Raw genomic sequence first — 16,716 nt, 5'->3', positions numbered from 1 at the left:
GGGCTACCTTGCTACAGCAAGCTTTTGACGTAGGCGTCAATGTCGCTGATATATTTTTCTATACCTGGAGCATCTTTCTCACGAATCAGATGTTCCAGCGTTTCACATAACTGCTTGCCGGGTACCAGATTAAGCATGGCAAACACCCCTTTCAGGCGGTGGGCCGTTTGGGCCAGCGCAGCGAAATCGCTGGTTGCCGCCTCAGTATACAACCTCTTAACATCATCCGGTACTGTGTCTACAAATAGCGCATAATAGCCGCTGGCATGAAGCTCGGCATTTTCATCTCCGCCGAGCGGGGAGGCGGGAATCTCTTCCTGCGCCAGCTGCTCTTCGATAAGTTGTAGTACAGCTTCCTGCATAGCATTGCTCATATTAAAGTTGACGCGCAACTGACCCGGGCCAATTTTCCGCACGCCTGACTCATCATCGCTTAAAAGCAAGCCCGAGGCAGTAAGATTAGACGGATTATCCGTTAAAAAGAGATCATATTCTTGACTTATCTGCCTTTCATCCGGCGTGATGCAGGTGGCGCCCCAGTTTTCTAACTGACGCAGCACAATCGCGCGAACCTCGTTGGACGTCACATCGACCATCACGCTCACGTCGTCCAGCAGGCGCTCTTCGACCTGAGTATGCTGATCGTGAGGAAGCATTTTGACATGAACGGTATAGCGCGTGCCCAGAGTTTCTCGCGCTTTAATGTTGAGATGACCGCCCAGTTTGCGCGCCAGTTGATTGCACAGCCAGAAGGTGAGCGGATTCGCTTTGCCGTAACGATCGCCCTGCGTTTCATTCATATACGGGAAATGCAGATTATCAATCTCGTTTAACGTTACACCTTCGCCCGTATCCAGAATACGGAAAGTCAGACGCTCCGCGATAGATTCATCCTGCTCGACTTCAAGCGTAATTTTACCCATAGCGGTCGTCGTGACGGCATACTGAATCAACAGCAGCAAAATCCGGCGCAGGGCGTCGCGATCGCCCCAGCGTTCATCGTTGCCGCTAAGATGGTTATTAATCAGCAGTTGCAGCCCTTTACGCTTAATGGCGGGCAGCACTTCCGGCACGACTTCGTCAATAAGATCCTGAAGGGAGAACAGCGTTGCTTCGCTTTTCCATGCGTCATTTTCCAGCATATTCGCCAGTTGGATTTCATCGATCATACGTACCAATACATCCGCCTGATCCGCCAGTTTCAGGCTTTCCGGCGTGGTGACTGCCGCGGCGTTAACCGCCAGTTGGCGTACGGGCTCTTTAAGCGTGTTGCTGATATTTTGCATAAAGGCGGCGCGGCCCTGCTGATTTTTCTCATACAAACGCTGCGCCTGTTTAAGCTTCTTATTCACCAGCACTTCCCGGTCCTGATCGCGGATAATAAAGATCTGCGTGCGGGGAGCGATCTGGCTGCGAAACAGACGGATCTCATACAGTTCGTTATTAATTGTCGCCTGAATCACGCCCTGATGCTGCTCCGCCATGCTGGTAATATTTTGCAGGTTAAGATGCGGCAACAGATGATCGGCGATTTTATTGCTGATCACGGTGCGGTTGCCTTCCTGATCGTAGACCAGCAGACCCAGCGGCAGCAGAGAAACGATCTCTTCATTAATGGCGCGTAAGACGCGAAGCTCGTTATTCGCCGCGTTGCCGGATGTCGATTCCGTCGACCGTCCCGGCTGATGACGGAACGTGGCGTAGCCAAATAACGCCAACGCCAGCAGCCCGATGTTCAGCAGTAAAGGCAGCAAAATATTTTGCAGCGTATCAAGCAAAAGCGTACCGAACGGTACCTGCCAGATCAGGCGCATTCCGGTAGAGTTAAGCGCTGAGGAGATCTCAATTTTTGAACCGTTAAAGCTAATCGTGACGCTATCTGGCGCTTCCTTTTCACTGCTTCGCCCCGTCGCCTGGGTTGCGTCAGGCTCTATCCGAAAACTGTCCAGCGGCATTCCCGGCGGGATTAAATCATTAATGGGCAGATCAAACGCCACCACGGTCGCCAGATGTCCTGGCTGATTGAAGGTCGTGCGCAGCGTAAAATAGTGACCGTTTTGCCAGGCCAGTTTTCGCAATGAGGAGAAACTTTCGCGCTCATCCAGCGCATTCGCCTGCTGCAACATCTCTGCCCGGCGGGAATCGACGATATTGCCAATAGTGGACTCTTTAAAGCCGGAAGAGAGATCTTTCAACGGTAGGGTAGAGATAAGAATCAGGCTGTTATCCTGTCCGTTGAGATAATACATTGACCACGGCACGTTTTCCGCGCCCCACAGCGTATCCAGATAGGTTGACATACGCTGCGTCATTTCCAGCGTGGCGCTGTCATGGGAACCGAAAATCAGCGCTTCAGTTTTACGTCGCGGCTTTTCAAGATAATACACATCCTGCTTCAGACGCGTTTCCTGAAGTCCTTCACCTGTCGATGGCGTAGTGGTCGCGGCGATGTTGTCATAAATTTGCCAGGTAACATACCGCCAGGTATCAACGCGTTTATGAATAGCGTGGGTGATATCGACAATTTGATAGCTTTTGTCTTTCAACCAGGCGTTGACGGCGCTCTGTACCATAACGCCCATCGTTACCAGCAGCACAATGATCAGCAATAAGAAGAAACGGGTAATGCTTCCCGGTAGAAGGGAGAATCGGGTAGAGACCGTTGTGTCAGACTGACTCATTTATGTTTACGACCTGTAAAAGCAACGCTGAAGGTGAAGGGCAGTATAAAGGGTAATGAATGAATTTCCAGACTCTTACGTCATGCCGGGCGACTTAACACGCGCTCCGTCGGCGGGACGGGAAAAGCGTACAACCTTCGCAGAACGGTACAAATATAAAGACTACTTATAAATGTTTAGCACTAAATATCAAGAAATTATTTGCTAATGTCTTACGAACGGTCGAGCAGGGGAGTGTAGTGAATAACCGTGATAGTTTTAGGCAGGTAGCATAAATCAGCCGGGTGTGTCTGAAAAAGGCTAAAAAAAACCGAATGCGAAGCATCCGGTTGAAATAGGGGTAAACAGACATTCAGAAGTGAATGACGGTAATAAATAAAGTTAATGATGATAGCGGTCACTATTTTAGTTGCGAATGAAGATTCTGTTTTATCATTCAGTGCTATGAATTTCATCAATTTAACCCGTTGATTTTAAAAGTTTCGTGAATATATTTTGTCTATTTGTGCTTATTTTTACTTGATTTTTGCTTTAAAAAAGTTCCGTAAAATTCATATTTTGAAACATCTATGTAGATAACTGTAACATCTTAAAAGTTTTAGTATCATATTCGTGTTGGATTATTCTGTATTTTTGCGGAGAATGGACTTGCCGACTGGTTAATGAGGGTTAACCAGTAAGCAGTGGCATAAAAAAGCAATAAAGGCATATAACAGAGGGTTAATAACATGAAAGTTAAAGTACTGTCCCTCCTGGTACCAGCTCTGCTGGTGGCGGGCGCAGCGAATGCGGCTGAAATTTATAATAAAGACGGCAACAAATTAGACCTGTTTGGTAAAGTTGATGGCCTGCACTACTTCTCTGACGACAAAGGCAGCGACGGCGACCAGACCTACATGCGTATCGGCTTCAAAGGCGAAACGCAGGTTAACGATCAGCTGACCGGTTATGGCCAGTGGGAATATCAGATTCAGGGCAACCAGACTGAAGGCAGCAACGACTCCTGGACGCGTGTGGCGTTTGCGGGTCTGAAATTCGCTGACGCAGGTTCCTTCGATTATGGTCGTAACTACGGCGTAACCTATGATGTGACCTCCTGGACCGACGTTCTGCCGGAGTTCGGCGGCGACACCTACGGCGCTGACAACTTTATGCAGCAGCGTGGTAACGGCTATGCCACCTACCGTAACACCGACTTCTTCGGCCTGGTGGATGGTCTGGACTTCGCGTTGCAGTATCAGGGCAAAAACGGCAGCGTGAGCGGTGAAAACGATGGTGGGCGCAGCCTGCTGAACCAGAACGGTGACGGTTACGGCGGATCGCTGACTTATGCAATCGGCGAAGGCTTCTCTGTCGGTGGCGCTATCACCACGTCTAAACGTACTGCCGATCAGAACAACACCGCTAACGCTCGCCTGTATGGTAACGGCGATCGCGCCACGGTTTACACCGGCGGCCTGAAATACGATGCGAACAACATCTATCTGGCAGCGCAGTATTCTCAGACCTATAACGCAACCCGTTTTGGTACCTCTAACGGTAGCAACCCGTCCACCTCTTACGGTTTTGCCAACAAAGCGCAGAACTTTGAAGTGGTTGCTCAGTACCAGTTCGACTTTGGTCTGCGTCCGTCTGTGGCTTACCTGCAGTCTAAAGGTAAGGACATCAGCAACGGCTACGGCGCCAGCTATGGCGACCAGGACATCGTAAAATACGTTGATGTCGGCGCGACTTACTACTTCAACAAAAATATGTCCACCTATGTTGATTACAAAATCAACCTGCTGGATAAAAACGACTTTACCCGCGATGCGGGCATCAACACCGACGACATCGTAGCGCTGGGTCTGGTTTACCAGTTCTAATCAGCAAAAGATGTTGCTAAAGGGCCTGCGGGCCCTTTTTTCATGCCTTATTCCGGCGTACAAATACGACGTTTTGATATACGCTTGCGTCCATTCGAATGAGGATAAACAGCGATGAAAATGACTTTTTGCCGGGCCGTGTGTCTGGCGGCGGCTTTTTTACTTATGGGCTGCGATGAGGCTCCCGAAACGACAACAGCGTCACCTGCCGCTCAGGTGCTGGAAGGTAAAACGATGGGGACCCTCTGGCGGGTGAGCGTGGTTGGCATCGATGCGAAACGCGCCGCAGAGTTACAGACTAAAATCCAGACTCAGCTTGATGCTGATGATTGGTTGCTTTCTACCTATAAAAATGACTCCGCGCTAATGCGTTTTAACCATTCACGCAGCCTTGCGCCCTGGCCGGTCAGCGAAGCCATGGCGGATATCGTGACCTCGGCGCTGCGTATTGGCGCGAAGACGGATGGCGCGATGGATATCACCGTGGGCCCGCTGGTCAATCTGTGGGGGTTTGGGCCGGATCGGCAGCCGCTGCATATCCCAACGCCAGCACAAATCGATGCGGCAAAAGCGAAAACAGGCCTGCAACATTTGCAGGTTATCGACAGGGCTGGACATCAGTTTTTGCAAAAAGATCTGCCGGATCTTTATGTTGATCTCTCCACGGTCGGGGAGGGCTATGCGGCGGATCATCTGGCGCGTCTGATGGAGCAGGAGGGTATTGCGCGTTATCTGGTCTCGGTGGGCGGCGCATTAAGCAGCCGCGGGATGAATGCGCAGGGGCAGCCGTGGCGCGTCGCGATTCAGAAGCCGACCGACCGGGAAAACGCGGTGCAGGCGATTGTGGATATCAACGGGCATGGCATCAGCACCTCCGGCAGCTACCGCAACTATTATGAGCTGGATGGCAAGCGCGTATCGCACGTTATCGATCCGCAAACGGGGCGCCCCATTGAACACAACCTGGTATCGGTTACGGTCATCGCGCCAACGGCGCTGGAAGCGGACGGCTGGGACACCGGTCTGATGGTGCTTGGTACGCAAAAGGCGCAAGAGGTCGTGCGGCGGGAAGGGCTGGCGGTCTTTATGATCATGAAAGAAGGTGAAGGCTTTAAAACCTGGATGTCGCCGCAGTTCAAAACGTTCCTGGTGAGCGATAAGAATTAAAACGCAAGATTACGGGTTTTTGTGGGCGGATTTACGGACACACTGCATGTAAGCAAGCACTATGCTTAATGAAGGAGTCTATGATGAAAAAAGCGTTACTTACCGATGATGAATGCTGGCTGCGGGTGCAGGCGCGCGATGCCAGCGCGGATGGGCGTTTCGTTTTTGCGGTGCGAACCACCGGCGTTTTTTGCCGTCCTTCTTGTCGCTCGAAGCGGGCGTTACGTAAAAATGTTCGCTTTTTTGCCAACGCGCAGCAGGCGCTGGACGCCGGTTTTCGCCCCTGCAAGCGCTGTCAGCCGGATAATGCGCGCGCGCAGCAACGGCGGTTGGATAAGATTGCCTACGCCTGCCGTTTACTTGAGCAGGAGACGCCGGTAACGCTGGCGTCTCTGGCGCAGGCGGTGGCGATGAGCCCGTTTCATCTGCACCGTCTGTTTAAAGCGAGCACCGGAATGACGCCGAAAGGGTGGCAGCAGGCGTGGCGCGCCCGGCGGCTGCGTGAGGCGTTGGCGAAAGGAGAGCAGATCACGGCGGCTATTTATCGCGCCGGCTTCCCGGATAGCAGTAGCTACTACCGTCATGCCGACCAGACGCTGGGCATGACGGCAAAACAGTTTCGCAAAGGCGGCGATAATGTCTCCGTTCGCTATGCGCTGACGGACTGGGTTTACGGACGGTGCCTGGTGGCGGAGAGCGAGCGGGGGATTTGCGCGATTCTCCCCGGTGATAGCGACGACGCGCTACTGGCTGAATTACACACCCTTTTCCCGGCGGCCCGCCACGAACCTGCTGACGCGCTTTTTCAGCAACGGGTGCGGCAGGTTGTCGCGGCTATCAACACACGCGATGTGCTGCTCTCGTTGCCGCTGGATATCCAGGGAACCGCGTTTCAACAGCAGGTCTGGCAGGCGTTATGCGCAATTCCCTGCGGCGAAACCGTAAGCTATCAACAGCTTGCCGCGACTATCGGCAAACCCACGGCAGTACGCGCGGTCGCCAGCGCGTGCGGCGCGAACAAACTGGCGATGGTGATCCCGTGTCATCGGGTCGTGCGTCGCGATGGCGCGCTCTCCGGTTATCGTTGGGGCGTGCGTCGAAAAGCGCAGCTATTAAAGCGAGAAGCACAAAAAGAGGAGTAGCAATGCTGGATCTGTTTGCTGATGAAGCGCCCTGGCAAGAGTCCCTGGCGCCTGGCGCGGTGGTGTTGCGCCGCTTTGCGTTTCGCGCGGCGCAGTCGCTATTAGACGATATCGGGTTTGTCGCCAGTCAGTCACCGTTTCGTCAGATGGTGACGCCGGGCGGCTACACCATGTCGGTGGCGATGACCAACTGCGGCGCGTTAGGGTGGACCACCGATCGTCACGGTTATTGTTATGCCGTGCGCGATCCGTTGACCGATAAACCCTGGCCTGCGCTGCCGTTATCGTTTGCCAGCGTATGTCGTCAGGCGGCAATCGCGGCAGGGTATGCGAGCTTCCAACCGGACGCCTGCCTGATCAATCGCTACGCGCCCGGCGCAAAACTGTCGCTGCATCAGGATAAAGACGAGCCGGATCTGCGCGCGCCTATTATCTCAGTTTCGTTGGGGGTGCCGGCGGTTTTTCAGTTTGGCGGCCTGCGTCGCAGCGATCCGCTCCAGCGGATCTTACTGGAGCATGGCGATATCGTGGTCTGGGGCGGCGAGTCCCGGCTGTTTTATCATGGTATCCAGCCGCTTAAAGCGGGCTTTCATCCCATGACCGGTGAATTTCGTTACAATCTCACCTTCCGTAAGGCAGCTGAAAAAGAATAAAAATAAGAATTATTATTGCTGTGCAGGTGGAGTTAGTTAAACTGCGGGCTGTTATTATCGGTCCGGGTTGTATGCATGGAACTTCTTATTCTTGTCTGGCGGCAGTACCGCTGGCCATTTATTAGCGTGATGGCGCTGAGCCTCGCCAGCGCGGCGCTGGGGATTGGCCTGATCGCGTTTATCAATCAGCGCCTGATTGAAACGGTGGACACCACCGTCATGGTGCTGCCGGAATTTCTCGGTCTGCTCCTGTTACTAATGGTCGTCACATTAGGTTCCCAACTGGCGCTCACCACTCTGGGACACCATTTCGTTTACCGCCTGCGCAGCGAATTTATCAAGCGTATTCTGGATACGCACGTTGAACGCATTGAGCAACTGGGCAGCGCCTCTTTACTGGCCGGTCTGACCAGCGATATTCGCAATATTACTATCGCCTTTGTGCGTCTGCCTGAGCTGGTGCAGGGCATTATCCTCACCGTCGGCTCGGCGGCGTATCTGGCGATGCTATCGACAAAAATGCTGCTGGTTACGGCTATCTGGATGGCGGTCACTATCTGGGGCGGATTCGTGCTGGTGGCGCGGGTTTACCAGCATATGGCGACCCTGCGCGAGACCGAAGATAAGCTGTACAACGACTATCAGACGGTGCTGGAAGGACGCAAAGAGCTGACGCTAAACCGCGAGCGTGCGGAGCAGATTTTTCAGCAATGCTATACCCCGGACGCCAAAGAGTACCGTCATCACATTATCCGTGCCGATACTTTTCATCTGAGCGCCGTCAACTGGTCGAATATCATGATGCTGGGGGCGATAGGCCTGGTCTTCTGGATGGCGAATAGTCTCGGCTGGGCGGATACCAACGTCGCGGCGACCTATTCACTGACGTTGCTGTTCCTGCGCACGCCGCTGCTGTCTGCGGTGGGGGCGTTGCCAACGCTACTGACCGCCCAGGTGGCGTTTAATAAACTGAATAAATTCGCGCTCGCCCCGTATAAGCCTGATTTTCCGCAGCCGAAAGCCTTTCCCGACTGGAAGACGCTGGAGCTGCGCAACGTGGTTTTCCACTATCAGGATAACGCGTTTTCCGTGGGGCCCATCAACCTGACGATTCACCGCGGCGAACTGCTGTTTTTAATTGGCGGCAACGGTAGCGGGAAATCGACGCTGGCCATGTTATTGACCGGTTTATACCAGCCGCAATCGGGAACGATTTTACTTGATGGTCAACCTATTGCCGCCGGGCAGCCGGAAGATTATCGCAAACTGTTTTCTGCGGTGTTCACCGATGTGTGGTTATTCGACCGCCTGCTGGGGCCGCAGGGGAAACCCGCCAATCCCGCGCTGGTCGAAAAGTGGCTTGAGCACCTGAAAATGACGCACAAGCTGGAGCTAAACGACGGGCGCATTTTGAATCTTAAACTGTCGAAAGGGCAAAAAAAGCGCATTGCGCTGCTGCTGGCGCTGGCGGAAGAGCGCGATATTATTTTGCTGGATGAGTGGGCCGCCGATCAGGACCCGCATTTCCGCCGGGAATTTTATCAGGTACTGTTGCCGTTAATGCAGGAAATGGGCAAAACCATTTTCGCCATTAGCCATGATGATCACTATTTTATTCACGCCGATCGTCTGCTTGAAATGCGTAACGGACAGCTAACCGAACTCACTGGCGACGAACGTGATGCCGCCTCGCGTGATGCGGTTGCGCGTACTGCGTAATGGATTATGGCGCCGGATAAACCGCCTGATGGCAGCCCTACGTCCGCACGCGGGTAGGCCTGATAAGATGCCACGCGTCGCCACCAGGCATCGGGTTATTTCTTGCGGCGGGCGAGCGGATTTCCAGACGTGTTTTGAAAAGAACCCCGGAGCGCTGCGTGAGCCGGCGTGTTCAGATGCCCGGTAAGTGTGACCGGGCAGCGTAACGTTATCGCGCGACGGCGTTCTGTACGTTAGCGTCCGCTTTCCAGATGCGGTATTTCACGTCCACATTCGCCGGGGTATACACCACGATCGGCAGCTTGCTGTTGTAGCGCAGCATCCCGTCTTCACCCAGCCAGGCGGTGACGAATTTTTGCTCTTTCTTACCTTCAGGGCAGGCCATCATGGTTGATACCGGAGAGGTGACGTTATCAAAGACATAATAGTCATAGCCCCAGCCTTCCAGCGTTTTTGTTTCCAGCGTGCCGCCGAGGCGATGCTGGTTACAATCCACATTCAGCGTTTGACCAATCAACAGTTCCACTTTGAGGGTAGATTCATCCTGCTGAGGGGTAAGGGTTATCACTTGCCGCTTCATTCCTTTTTCCGCCTGCGGATAGGGGGCGATTTTTTCCAGCGGCTGGGCGGTATCACCATTGTTAGCCCAGGCAGAGGCGCTGGCGAGGGCGGCGAAGACGACGGCAGGGACAAACATCTTCATTTGATTGTTCACAGTATTTCCTTTCTGCTGTTTTCGGTATGCACGGGCAACAGATTAACACATTCATATTATCTATTAATCTGTATTTACTCATATTTTCAAGATTATTAATAAAATAGCGTATTTTTATATAGTTGAATATTCTGATATTGATAATGCAAATGAAATTATCAGCTATTAGTGGTTTTCGTTATATAAATATCTATATAACTCATTGAAATGTGAGAAAAAGCACGTTTACGGGTCTTTACCCGGCACTCTTTTGATCCGGCAACAGCATTTACCTCTATCGGGGTATGCATCTCTTACACATCCTGAAATATCTTATTTACAAAAACAACTACTCATAAATTGTACGGTTTTTATTGGTATTCACTCCCTATGGAAGCGTGTCGTTATGGAAGGGCGATATCATGGTTGATTTATCCCGTCGAAGCATGTTGACCGGCAGTTGGCGCAACGCCAGCAATGGGATTCTTCCGCCGTGGGCCAGAGAAACAACCTATTTTCTCGCACATTGTCTGCGTTGCGACGCCTGCATCCAGGCGTGTGAGGCCGACATCCTGCAGCGAGGGACGGGGGGGTATCCGAGCGTAGATTTCAAACGGGGCGAGTGCAGCTTTTGTTATGCCTGCGCGCAGGCCTGTACCGAATCGCTTTTTCTTCCGCGCCACACCAGGGCCTGGGATTTAATTTTTACACTCACGGAAAACTGCCTCGCCAGGCAATCGGTTGAATGCCATCGCTGCCAGGACAGTTGTGAACCTATGGCCATTACCTTTCGTCCCACGCTATCCGGCATTTACCAGCCGCAGCTTGACTCGCAGGCCTGTAACGGATGCGGGGCGTGTGTGGCTATCTGTCCCGTGTCAGCCATCAAAGCGGAGAACCACCATGCGCACTAACTGGCAGGTCTGTAGCCTGGTCGTGCAGGCCAAAAGTCAGAACATCGCCGCCATTGGCACACAGTTGAACACGTTGCCGGGTTGCGAAGTCGCGTTAAGCGACGTTGAAAGCGGGCAGCTGATCGTGGTGGCGGAAGCAGACCAGAGTGAAACGCTGATGCAAACAATTGAGTCAGTACGCAATGTCGAGGGCGTACTGGCGGTGTCGCTGGTTTATCACCAGCAGGATGAGCAAGGTGAGGAAACACCATGAAACTCAGTCGTCGTAGCTTTATGAAAGCTAACGCCGTTGCGGCCGCTGCGGCGGCTGCCGGTCTGAGCGTGCCGGGCGTCGCCCGCGCCGTTGTCGGGCAGCAGGAAGCCATCAAATGGGATAAAGCGCCGTGCCGTTTTTGCGGAACGGGTTGCGGTGTGTTGGTGGGAACGCAGCAGGGCCGTGTGGTCGCCTGCCAGGGCGACCCCGACGCGCCGGTCAACCGTGGTCTGAACTGCATTAAAGGCTATTTCCTGCCCAAAATCATGTACGGTAAAGATCGTCTGACGCAGCCGATGCTGCGCATGAAAGACGGCAGCTATCACAAAGACGGCGAGTTTACGCCGGTGAGCTGGGAACAGGCCTTCGATGTGATGGAGGAGAAGTTTAAAACCTCCCTGAAAGAGAAAGGACCAGAAGCGATCGGCATGTTTGGATCGGGTCAATGGACCATCTGGGAAGGCTATGCCGCCGCGAAACTGTTCAAGGCTGGTTTCCGCTCTAACAACATCGACCCGAATGCGCGTCACTGCATGGCCTCGGCGGTGGTGGGCTTTATGCGCACCTTTGGCATGGATGAACCGATGGGCTGCTACGACGATATTGAGCAGGCCGATGCGTTTGTGCTGTGGGGGTCCAACATGGCGGAGATGCACCCGATTTTATGGTCGCGCATCACTAACCGCCGTTTGTCCGACCCGAACGTGAAGGTCGCTGTCCTCTCCACCTTCCAGCACCGCAGCTTTGAACTGGCGGACAACGGTATTGTCTTTACCCCGCAAAGCGATCTGGTGATCCTTAACTATATCGCGAATTACATTATTCAGAACAACGCGGTAAATCAGGATTTCTTCACAAAGCATGTGAATCTGCGTAAAGGGGCGACGGATATCGGCTACGGCTTACGCCCGACGCACCCGCTGGAAAAAGCGGCGAAGAATCCGGGCTCCGACGCTTCCGAGCCGATGAGCTTCGACGAGTATAAAGCCTTCGTGGCGGAATATACGTTGGACAAGACTGCTGAAATGACCGGCGTGCCGAAAGATCAACTGGAACAGTTGGCACAGCTCTACGCCGATCCGAATAAGCGCGTGATCTCTTACTGGACGATGGGTTTTAACCAGCATACCCGCGGCGTGTGGGCGAATAACTTGGTTTACAACCTCCATCTGCTGACCGGAAAAATCTCCCAGCCTGGCTGCGGTCCTTTCTCGCTGACCGGCCAGCCTTCCGCCTGCGGTACGGCGCGTGAAGTGGGAACCTTCTCACACCGTCTGCCCGCAGACATGGTCGTGACGAACGAAAAACACCGTGATATCTGCGAAAAACACTGGCAGATCCCCGCTGGCACTATTCCGGCAAAAGTGGGTTTACATGCGGTGGCGCAGGATCGCGCGTTGAAAGACGGCAAGCTGAACGTCTACTGGGTAATGTGTAATAACAATATGCAGGCCGGGCCGAACATCAATGAAGATCGGATGCCGGGCTGGCGCGATCCGCGTAACTTTATCATTGTCTCCGATCCTTACCCGACGGTGAGCGCGCTGTCTGCGGATCTGATCCTGCCGACCGCCATGTGGGTTGAGAAAGAAGGCGCTTACGGCAACGCCGAACGCCGCACGCAGTTCTGGCGTCAGCAAATTAAAGCGCCGGGCGAAGCTAAATCCGACCTCTGGCAACTGGTGCAGTTCTCCCGTCGTTTTAAAACCGAGGAGGTCTGGCCGGAGGCGTTGCTGGCCCAGAAGCCGGAGCTGCGCGGTAAAACGCTGTATGACGTTCTGTTCGCCACGCCGGCGGTCAGCAAATTCCCGCTGAGCGAGCTGAAAGAGGATCAGTTAAACGATGAGTCTCGTGAGCTGGGCTTCTATCTGCAAAAAGGGCTGTTTGAAGAATACGCCTGGTTTGGACGTGGCCACGGGCACGATCTGGCGCCGTTCGACGATTACCACAACGCGCGCGGTCTGCGCTGGCCGGTCGTCGAAGGCAAAGAGACGCAATGGCGTTACAGCGAAGGCAACGACCCGTATGTAAAAGCGGGGGAAGGGTACAAATTCTACGGTAAACCGGATGGCAAAGCGGTGATCTTCGCGCTGCCATTTGAACCCGCGGCGGAGTCGCCGGACAACGAGTACGATCTGTGGCTTTCCACCGGTCGCGTGCTGGAACACTGGCATACCGGCAGTATGACGCGCCGCGTGCCTGAATTGCATCGCGCCTTCCCGGAAGCAGTGGTCTTTATTCACCCGCTGGATGCGAAAGCGCGCGATCTGCGTCGTGGGGATAAGGTTAAAGTGTCGTCCCGCCGCGGCGAAGTGATTTCGATTGTCGAAACGCGTGGACGTAACCGTCCGCCGCAGGGACTGGTGTATATGCCGTTCTTCGATGCCGCTCAGCTAGTGAACAACCTGACGCTGGATGCGACGGACCCGCTCTCTAAAGAGACGGACTTCAAGAAGTGCGCCGTTAAGCTGGCGAAGGTATAACGCGTTATGTCCCGTACAGCGAAACCCCAAAATGGCCGCCGCCGCTTCCTGCGTGATGTTGTGCGCACTGCGGGCGGGCTGGCGGCGGTTGGCGTGGCGCTGGGCTTGCAACAGCAAACCGCGCGCGCAACGGGCGTGCGGCTGCGTCCGCCTGGCGCGCTGAATGAAAATGTCTTCGCCAGCGCCTGTGTGCGCTGCGGGCAGTGCGTTCAGGCGTGTCCATACGACACGCTAAAACTGGCGACGCTGGCCTCCGGGCTATCGGCAGGTACGCCCTATTTCGTCGCTCGCGACATCCCCTGCGAAATGTGTGAAGACATTCCGTGCGCCAAAGTCTGCCCCAGCGGGGCGCTGAATAAAGATATCGCCTCCATTGATGACTCGCGCATGGGGCTGGCGGTGCTGCTGGATCAGGAAAACTGCCTCAACTTTCAGGGGCTGCGCTGCGACGTTTGTTACCGCGAATGCCCGAAAATCGATGAGGCCATCACGCTGGAGCTGGATCGCAACATGCGCACCGGCAAACATGCGCGCTTTCTGCCCACCGTACACAGCGACGCCTGTACCGGCTGCGGCAAATGCGAAAAAGTCTGCGTACTGGAGCAACCAGCGATAAAAGTGTTGCCGTTGTCATTGGCGAAAGGGGAGTTAGGACACCATTACCGCTTCGGCTGGCTGGAGGGGAAAGATGGCAAATCGTAAACGCGACGCCGGGCGAGAAGCGCGGGCGAAAAAAGGCTGGTGGCGTAGCCACCGCTGGCTGGTGTTACGCCGTATCAGCCAGTTTATGGTGCTGGGGATGTTTCTCAGCGGCCCGTGGCTGGGCTTTTGGGTTTTGCATGGCAACTACAGCAGTAGTTTGCTGTTCGATACCCTCCCGTTGACCGATCCGCTGATTACTCTGGAAAGTCTCGCCAGTGGACATCTTCCCGCTACCGTGGCGCTGACGGGAGCAGTGATTATCGCTGTGCTGTATGCGCTGGCGGGAAAGCGATTATTTTGCAGTTGGGTTTGCCCGCTAAACCCCGTTACCGATTTGGCTAACTGGATGCGCAGGAAATTTGACCTGAACCAGTCTGCGACGATTCCACGCCATATACGGTACGTCCTTCTGGTGGTGGTGTTAATCGGTTCGGCGTTGACCGGCACGCTGCTGTGGGAATGGATTAATCCCGTGTCGCTGTTAGGTCGTAGTCTGATTATGGGATTTAGTAGCGGCGCGTTGCTGATTATTGCTTTGTTTTTATTTGATTTATTAGTCGTTGAGCACGGTTGGTGCGGCCATATTTGCCCGATGGGCGCGCTGTATGGCGTGCTGGGCAGTAAAGGCGTAGTGACCGTGACGGCCAAAAAACGTGAGAAATGTAATCGCTGTATGGATTGTTTTCATGTTTGCCCGGAACCGCATGTGCTACGTGCGCCGGTGCTGGATGAGCAAAGCCCGGCGCAGGTCACTCACCGCGACTGCATGACCTGCGGTCGCTGCGTGGATGTCTGTTCTGAGGATGTTTTTACAATAACGATACGCAACATCATTCGGGATGCATCGCGGCGGTAAGCGAGGAAATCTCCAGGAGCATAGATAACGATGTGACTGGGATTTTGGAGCGCAGCCAACAAAGAGGCAGCTCGAAGGATGAAGTGTAAATGCGATGGAGTTCGGGAGCGAAACAATGAAAAGCCATGACCTGATGAAAGCGCTGTGTCAATGGATGGCCACGCTTGCCCTGGTGGTAAGTGGTGCGGTTTGGGCGGCAAACGGAGTGGATCTGAGCCAGTCGCCGGAAGTATCCGGGACGCAGGAAGGGGCGATTCGTATGCCGAAAGAGCAGGAGCGTATGCCGCTAAATTACGTCAACCAGCCGCCGATGATCCCGCACAGCGTCGAGGGCTACCAGGTGACGACCAATACCAACCGCTGTCTGCAATGCCACGGCGTGGAAAGTTATCGTACGACGGGCGCGCCGCGTATCAGTCCGACGCACTTTATGGACAGCGACGGTAAAGTGTCGGGCAACGTCGCGCCGCGTCGTTATTTCTGCCTGCAGTGCCACGTACCGCAGTCTGATACCGCGCCGATTATCGACAATACCTTTACCCCCTCGCAAGGTTACGGGAAATAAGAGGTCATTATGGAAAATTCTAACCGTAAACCCGGCTGGATAAAGCGCGTCTGGCGATGGTGGCGCAGCCCCAGCCGCCTGGCGTTGGGGACGCTGCTGTTAATCGGTTTTATCGGCGGCATCATCTTCTGGGGCGGCTTCAATACCGGAATGGAAAAGGCTAACACCGAAGAGTTTTGTATTAGCTGCCATGAAATGCGCAACACGGTGTATGAGGAGTATATGGAAACCGTCCACTACAACAACCGTAGCGGCGTTCGTGCCACCTGTCCTGACTGCCATGTGCCGCATGAGTGGGGGCCGAAGATGATCCGTAAGATCAAAGCCAGTAAAGAGCTGTATGCGAAGGTATTTGGGCTGATAGATACACCGCAGAAATTTGAAGCTCATCGCCTGACAATGGCACAAAATGAGTGGCGGCGCATGAAAGACAACAACTCGCAGGAATGCCGTAACTGCCACAATTTCGACTTTATGGATCTGACCGCGCAAAAAGGCGTCGCGGCGAAAATGCACGATCAGGCGGTAAAAGATGGACAGACCTGTATCGATTGCCACAAAGGGATCGCGCATAAACTGCCGGATATGCGTGATGTTAAACCAGGTTTCTGACAGGACGTTGATGAGTGGGAATGCTTGAAGCCAGAGATCTGTACTGCGAGCGGGACGAGAGGACGCTGTTTCGCGGGCTGTCGTTCACCGTGGAGGCCGGGGAGTGGGTGCAGGTCACCGGCGGCAACGGCGCCGGAAAAACCACCCTGCTGCGCCTGCTGACCGGGCTGGCGCGCCCGGATGGCGGCGAGGTGTACTGGCAGGGCGAGCCCCTGCGCCGCGTGCGCGACAGCTTCCATCGCAGCCTGCTGTGGATAGGGCACCAGCCGGGGATTAAAACCCGCCTGACGGCGCGGGAGAACCTGCACTTCTTCCACCCCGGCGACGGCGCGCGTCTCCCGGAGGCGCTGGCGCAGGCCGGGCTGGCGGGATTTGAGGACGTGCCGGTCGCCCGGCTCTCGGCCGGGCAG

General features: G+C 54.4%; 15 protein-coding genes. 13 read left to right on the top strand and 2 right to left on the bottom strand.

Annotated elements, in window-relative coordinates:
• Positions 1-11: 11 nt before the first annotated feature.
• Entirely contained in the window at positions 12-2,681 is a 2,670-nt protein-coding gene (gene rcsD / locus ACLJNW_RS20895) for a phosphotransferase RcsD (RefSeq protein WP_000083201.1), read from the bottom strand.
• 728 nt (positions 2,682-3,409) lie between these two features.
• On the opposite strand from rcsD, the gene ACLJNW_RS20890 reads away from it, so the two are divergent.
• From ACLJNW_RS20890 to ACLJNW_RS20870, 5 genes are all read left to right on the top strand, one after another.
• On the top strand, positions 3,410-4,546 hold the full coding sequence (locus tag ACLJNW_RS20890) for a porin OmpC (RefSeq protein ID WP_023204444.1): 1,137 nt from the start codon (positions 3,410-3,412) through the stop codon (positions 4,544-4,546).
• Between the two features lie 114 nt (positions 4,547-4,660).
• The gene (apbE, locus tag ACLJNW_RS20885; RefSeq protein ID WP_000784307.1) at positions 4,661-5,713 is read left to right on the top strand and encodes an FAD:protein FMN transferase ApbE; all 1,053 of its coding nucleotides are present in this window, start codon (positions 4,661-4,663) and stop codon (positions 5,711-5,713) included.
• Between the two features lie 80 nt (positions 5,714-5,793).
• A complete protein-coding gene (gene ada / locus ACLJNW_RS20880) occupies positions 5,794-6,855 on the top strand; it encodes a bifunctional DNA-binding transcriptional regulator/O6-methylguanine-DNA methyltransferase Ada (RefSeq protein ID WP_031624478.1) in 1,062 nt (353 codons plus the stop codon).
• A 2-nt stretch (positions 6,856-6,857) separates the two neighbouring features.
• The gene (gene alkB, locus ACLJNW_RS20875; protein WP_024154553.1) at positions 6,858-7,508 is read left to right on the top strand and encodes a DNA oxidative demethylase AlkB; all 651 of its coding nucleotides are present in this window, start codon (positions 6,858-6,860) and stop codon (positions 7,506-7,508) included.
• A gap of 75 nt (positions 7,509-7,583) precedes the next feature.
• Complete coding sequence (locus ACLJNW_RS20870) at positions 7,584-9,227, top strand: multidrug ABC transporter permease/ATP-binding protein (RefSeq protein WP_000421589.1); 1,644 nt, start codon at positions 7,584-7,586, stop codon at positions 9,225-9,227.
• 208 nt (positions 9,228-9,435) lie between these two features.
• Here the strand turns inward: ACLJNW_RS20870 and eco are convergent, their stop codons facing one another.
• Positions 9,436-9,930, bottom strand: a complete 495-nt coding sequence (eco, locus tag ACLJNW_RS20865) for a serine protease inhibitor ecotin (RefSeq protein WP_000781589.1) — start codon at positions 9,928-9,930, stop codon at positions 9,436-9,438.
• 413 nt (positions 9,931-10,343) lie between these two features.
• On the opposite strand from eco, the gene napF reads away from it, so the two are divergent.
• The 8 genes from napF to ccmA all read left to right on the top strand — a co-directional run.
• Entirely contained in the window at positions 10,344-10,835 is a 492-nt protein-coding gene (gene napF / locus ACLJNW_RS20860) for a ferredoxin-type protein NapF (protein WP_000228072.1), read from the top strand.
• Positions 10,825-11,088: a chaperone NapD gene (napD, locus tag ACLJNW_RS20855; RefSeq protein WP_001260058.1), complete on the top strand. Its 264-nt coding sequence runs from the start codon at positions 10,825-10,827 to the stop codon at positions 11,086-11,088. The genes napF and napD overlap by 11 nt, the downstream gene beginning before the upstream one ends.
• Positions 11,085-13,571 carry a nitrate reductase catalytic subunit NapA gene (gene napA, locus ACLJNW_RS20850; RefSeq protein WP_000778097.1) on the top strand — a complete coding sequence of 829 codons (2,487 nt, stop codon included), beginning with the start codon at positions 11,085-11,087 and terminating at the stop codon, positions 13,569-13,571. Before napD ends, napA begins: the two co-directional genes overlap by 4 nt.
• Positions 13,572-13,577: 6 nt before the next feature.
• Complete coding sequence (napG, locus tag ACLJNW_RS20845) at positions 13,578-14,273, top strand: ferredoxin-type protein NapG (protein ID WP_000091679.1); 696 nt, start codon at positions 13,578-13,580, stop codon at positions 14,271-14,273.
• A complete protein-coding gene (gene napH / locus ACLJNW_RS20840) occupies positions 14,260-15,129 on the top strand; it encodes a quinol dehydrogenase ferredoxin subunit NapH (protein ID WP_000013529.1) in 870 nt (289 codons plus the stop codon). Before napG ends, napH begins: the two co-directional genes overlap by 14 nt.
• A 115-nt stretch (positions 15,130-15,244) precedes the next feature.
• Positions 15,245-15,694: a nitrate reductase cytochrome c-type subunit gene (napB, locus tag ACLJNW_RS20835; protein ID WP_000835182.1), complete on the top strand. Its 450-nt coding sequence runs from the start codon at positions 15,245-15,247 to the stop codon at positions 15,692-15,694.
• A 9-nt stretch (positions 15,695-15,703) separates the two neighbouring features.
• A complete protein-coding gene (gene napC, locus ACLJNW_RS20830; RefSeq protein WP_000431778.1) occupies positions 15,704-16,306 on the top strand; it encodes a cytochrome c-type protein NapC in 603 nt (200 codons plus the stop codon).
• Positions 16,307-16,326: 20 nt separating this feature from the next.
• Positions 16,327-16,716, top strand: a 390-nt coding sequence (gene ccmA, locus ACLJNW_RS20825; RefSeq protein ID WP_198870183.1) for a heme ABC exporter ATP-binding protein CcmA, incomplete at its 3' end; no start/stop codon positions are given.

The sequence above is a fragment of the Salmonella sp. SAL4457 genome (assembly GCF_046548235.1).
Lineage (GTDB): Bacteria > Pseudomonadota > Gammaproteobacteria > Enterobacterales > Enterobacteriaceae > Salmonella > Salmonella enterica.
Note: the sequence above shows the minus strand (reverse complement) of the source record. Positions and strands in the feature narration are given on the sequence as shown.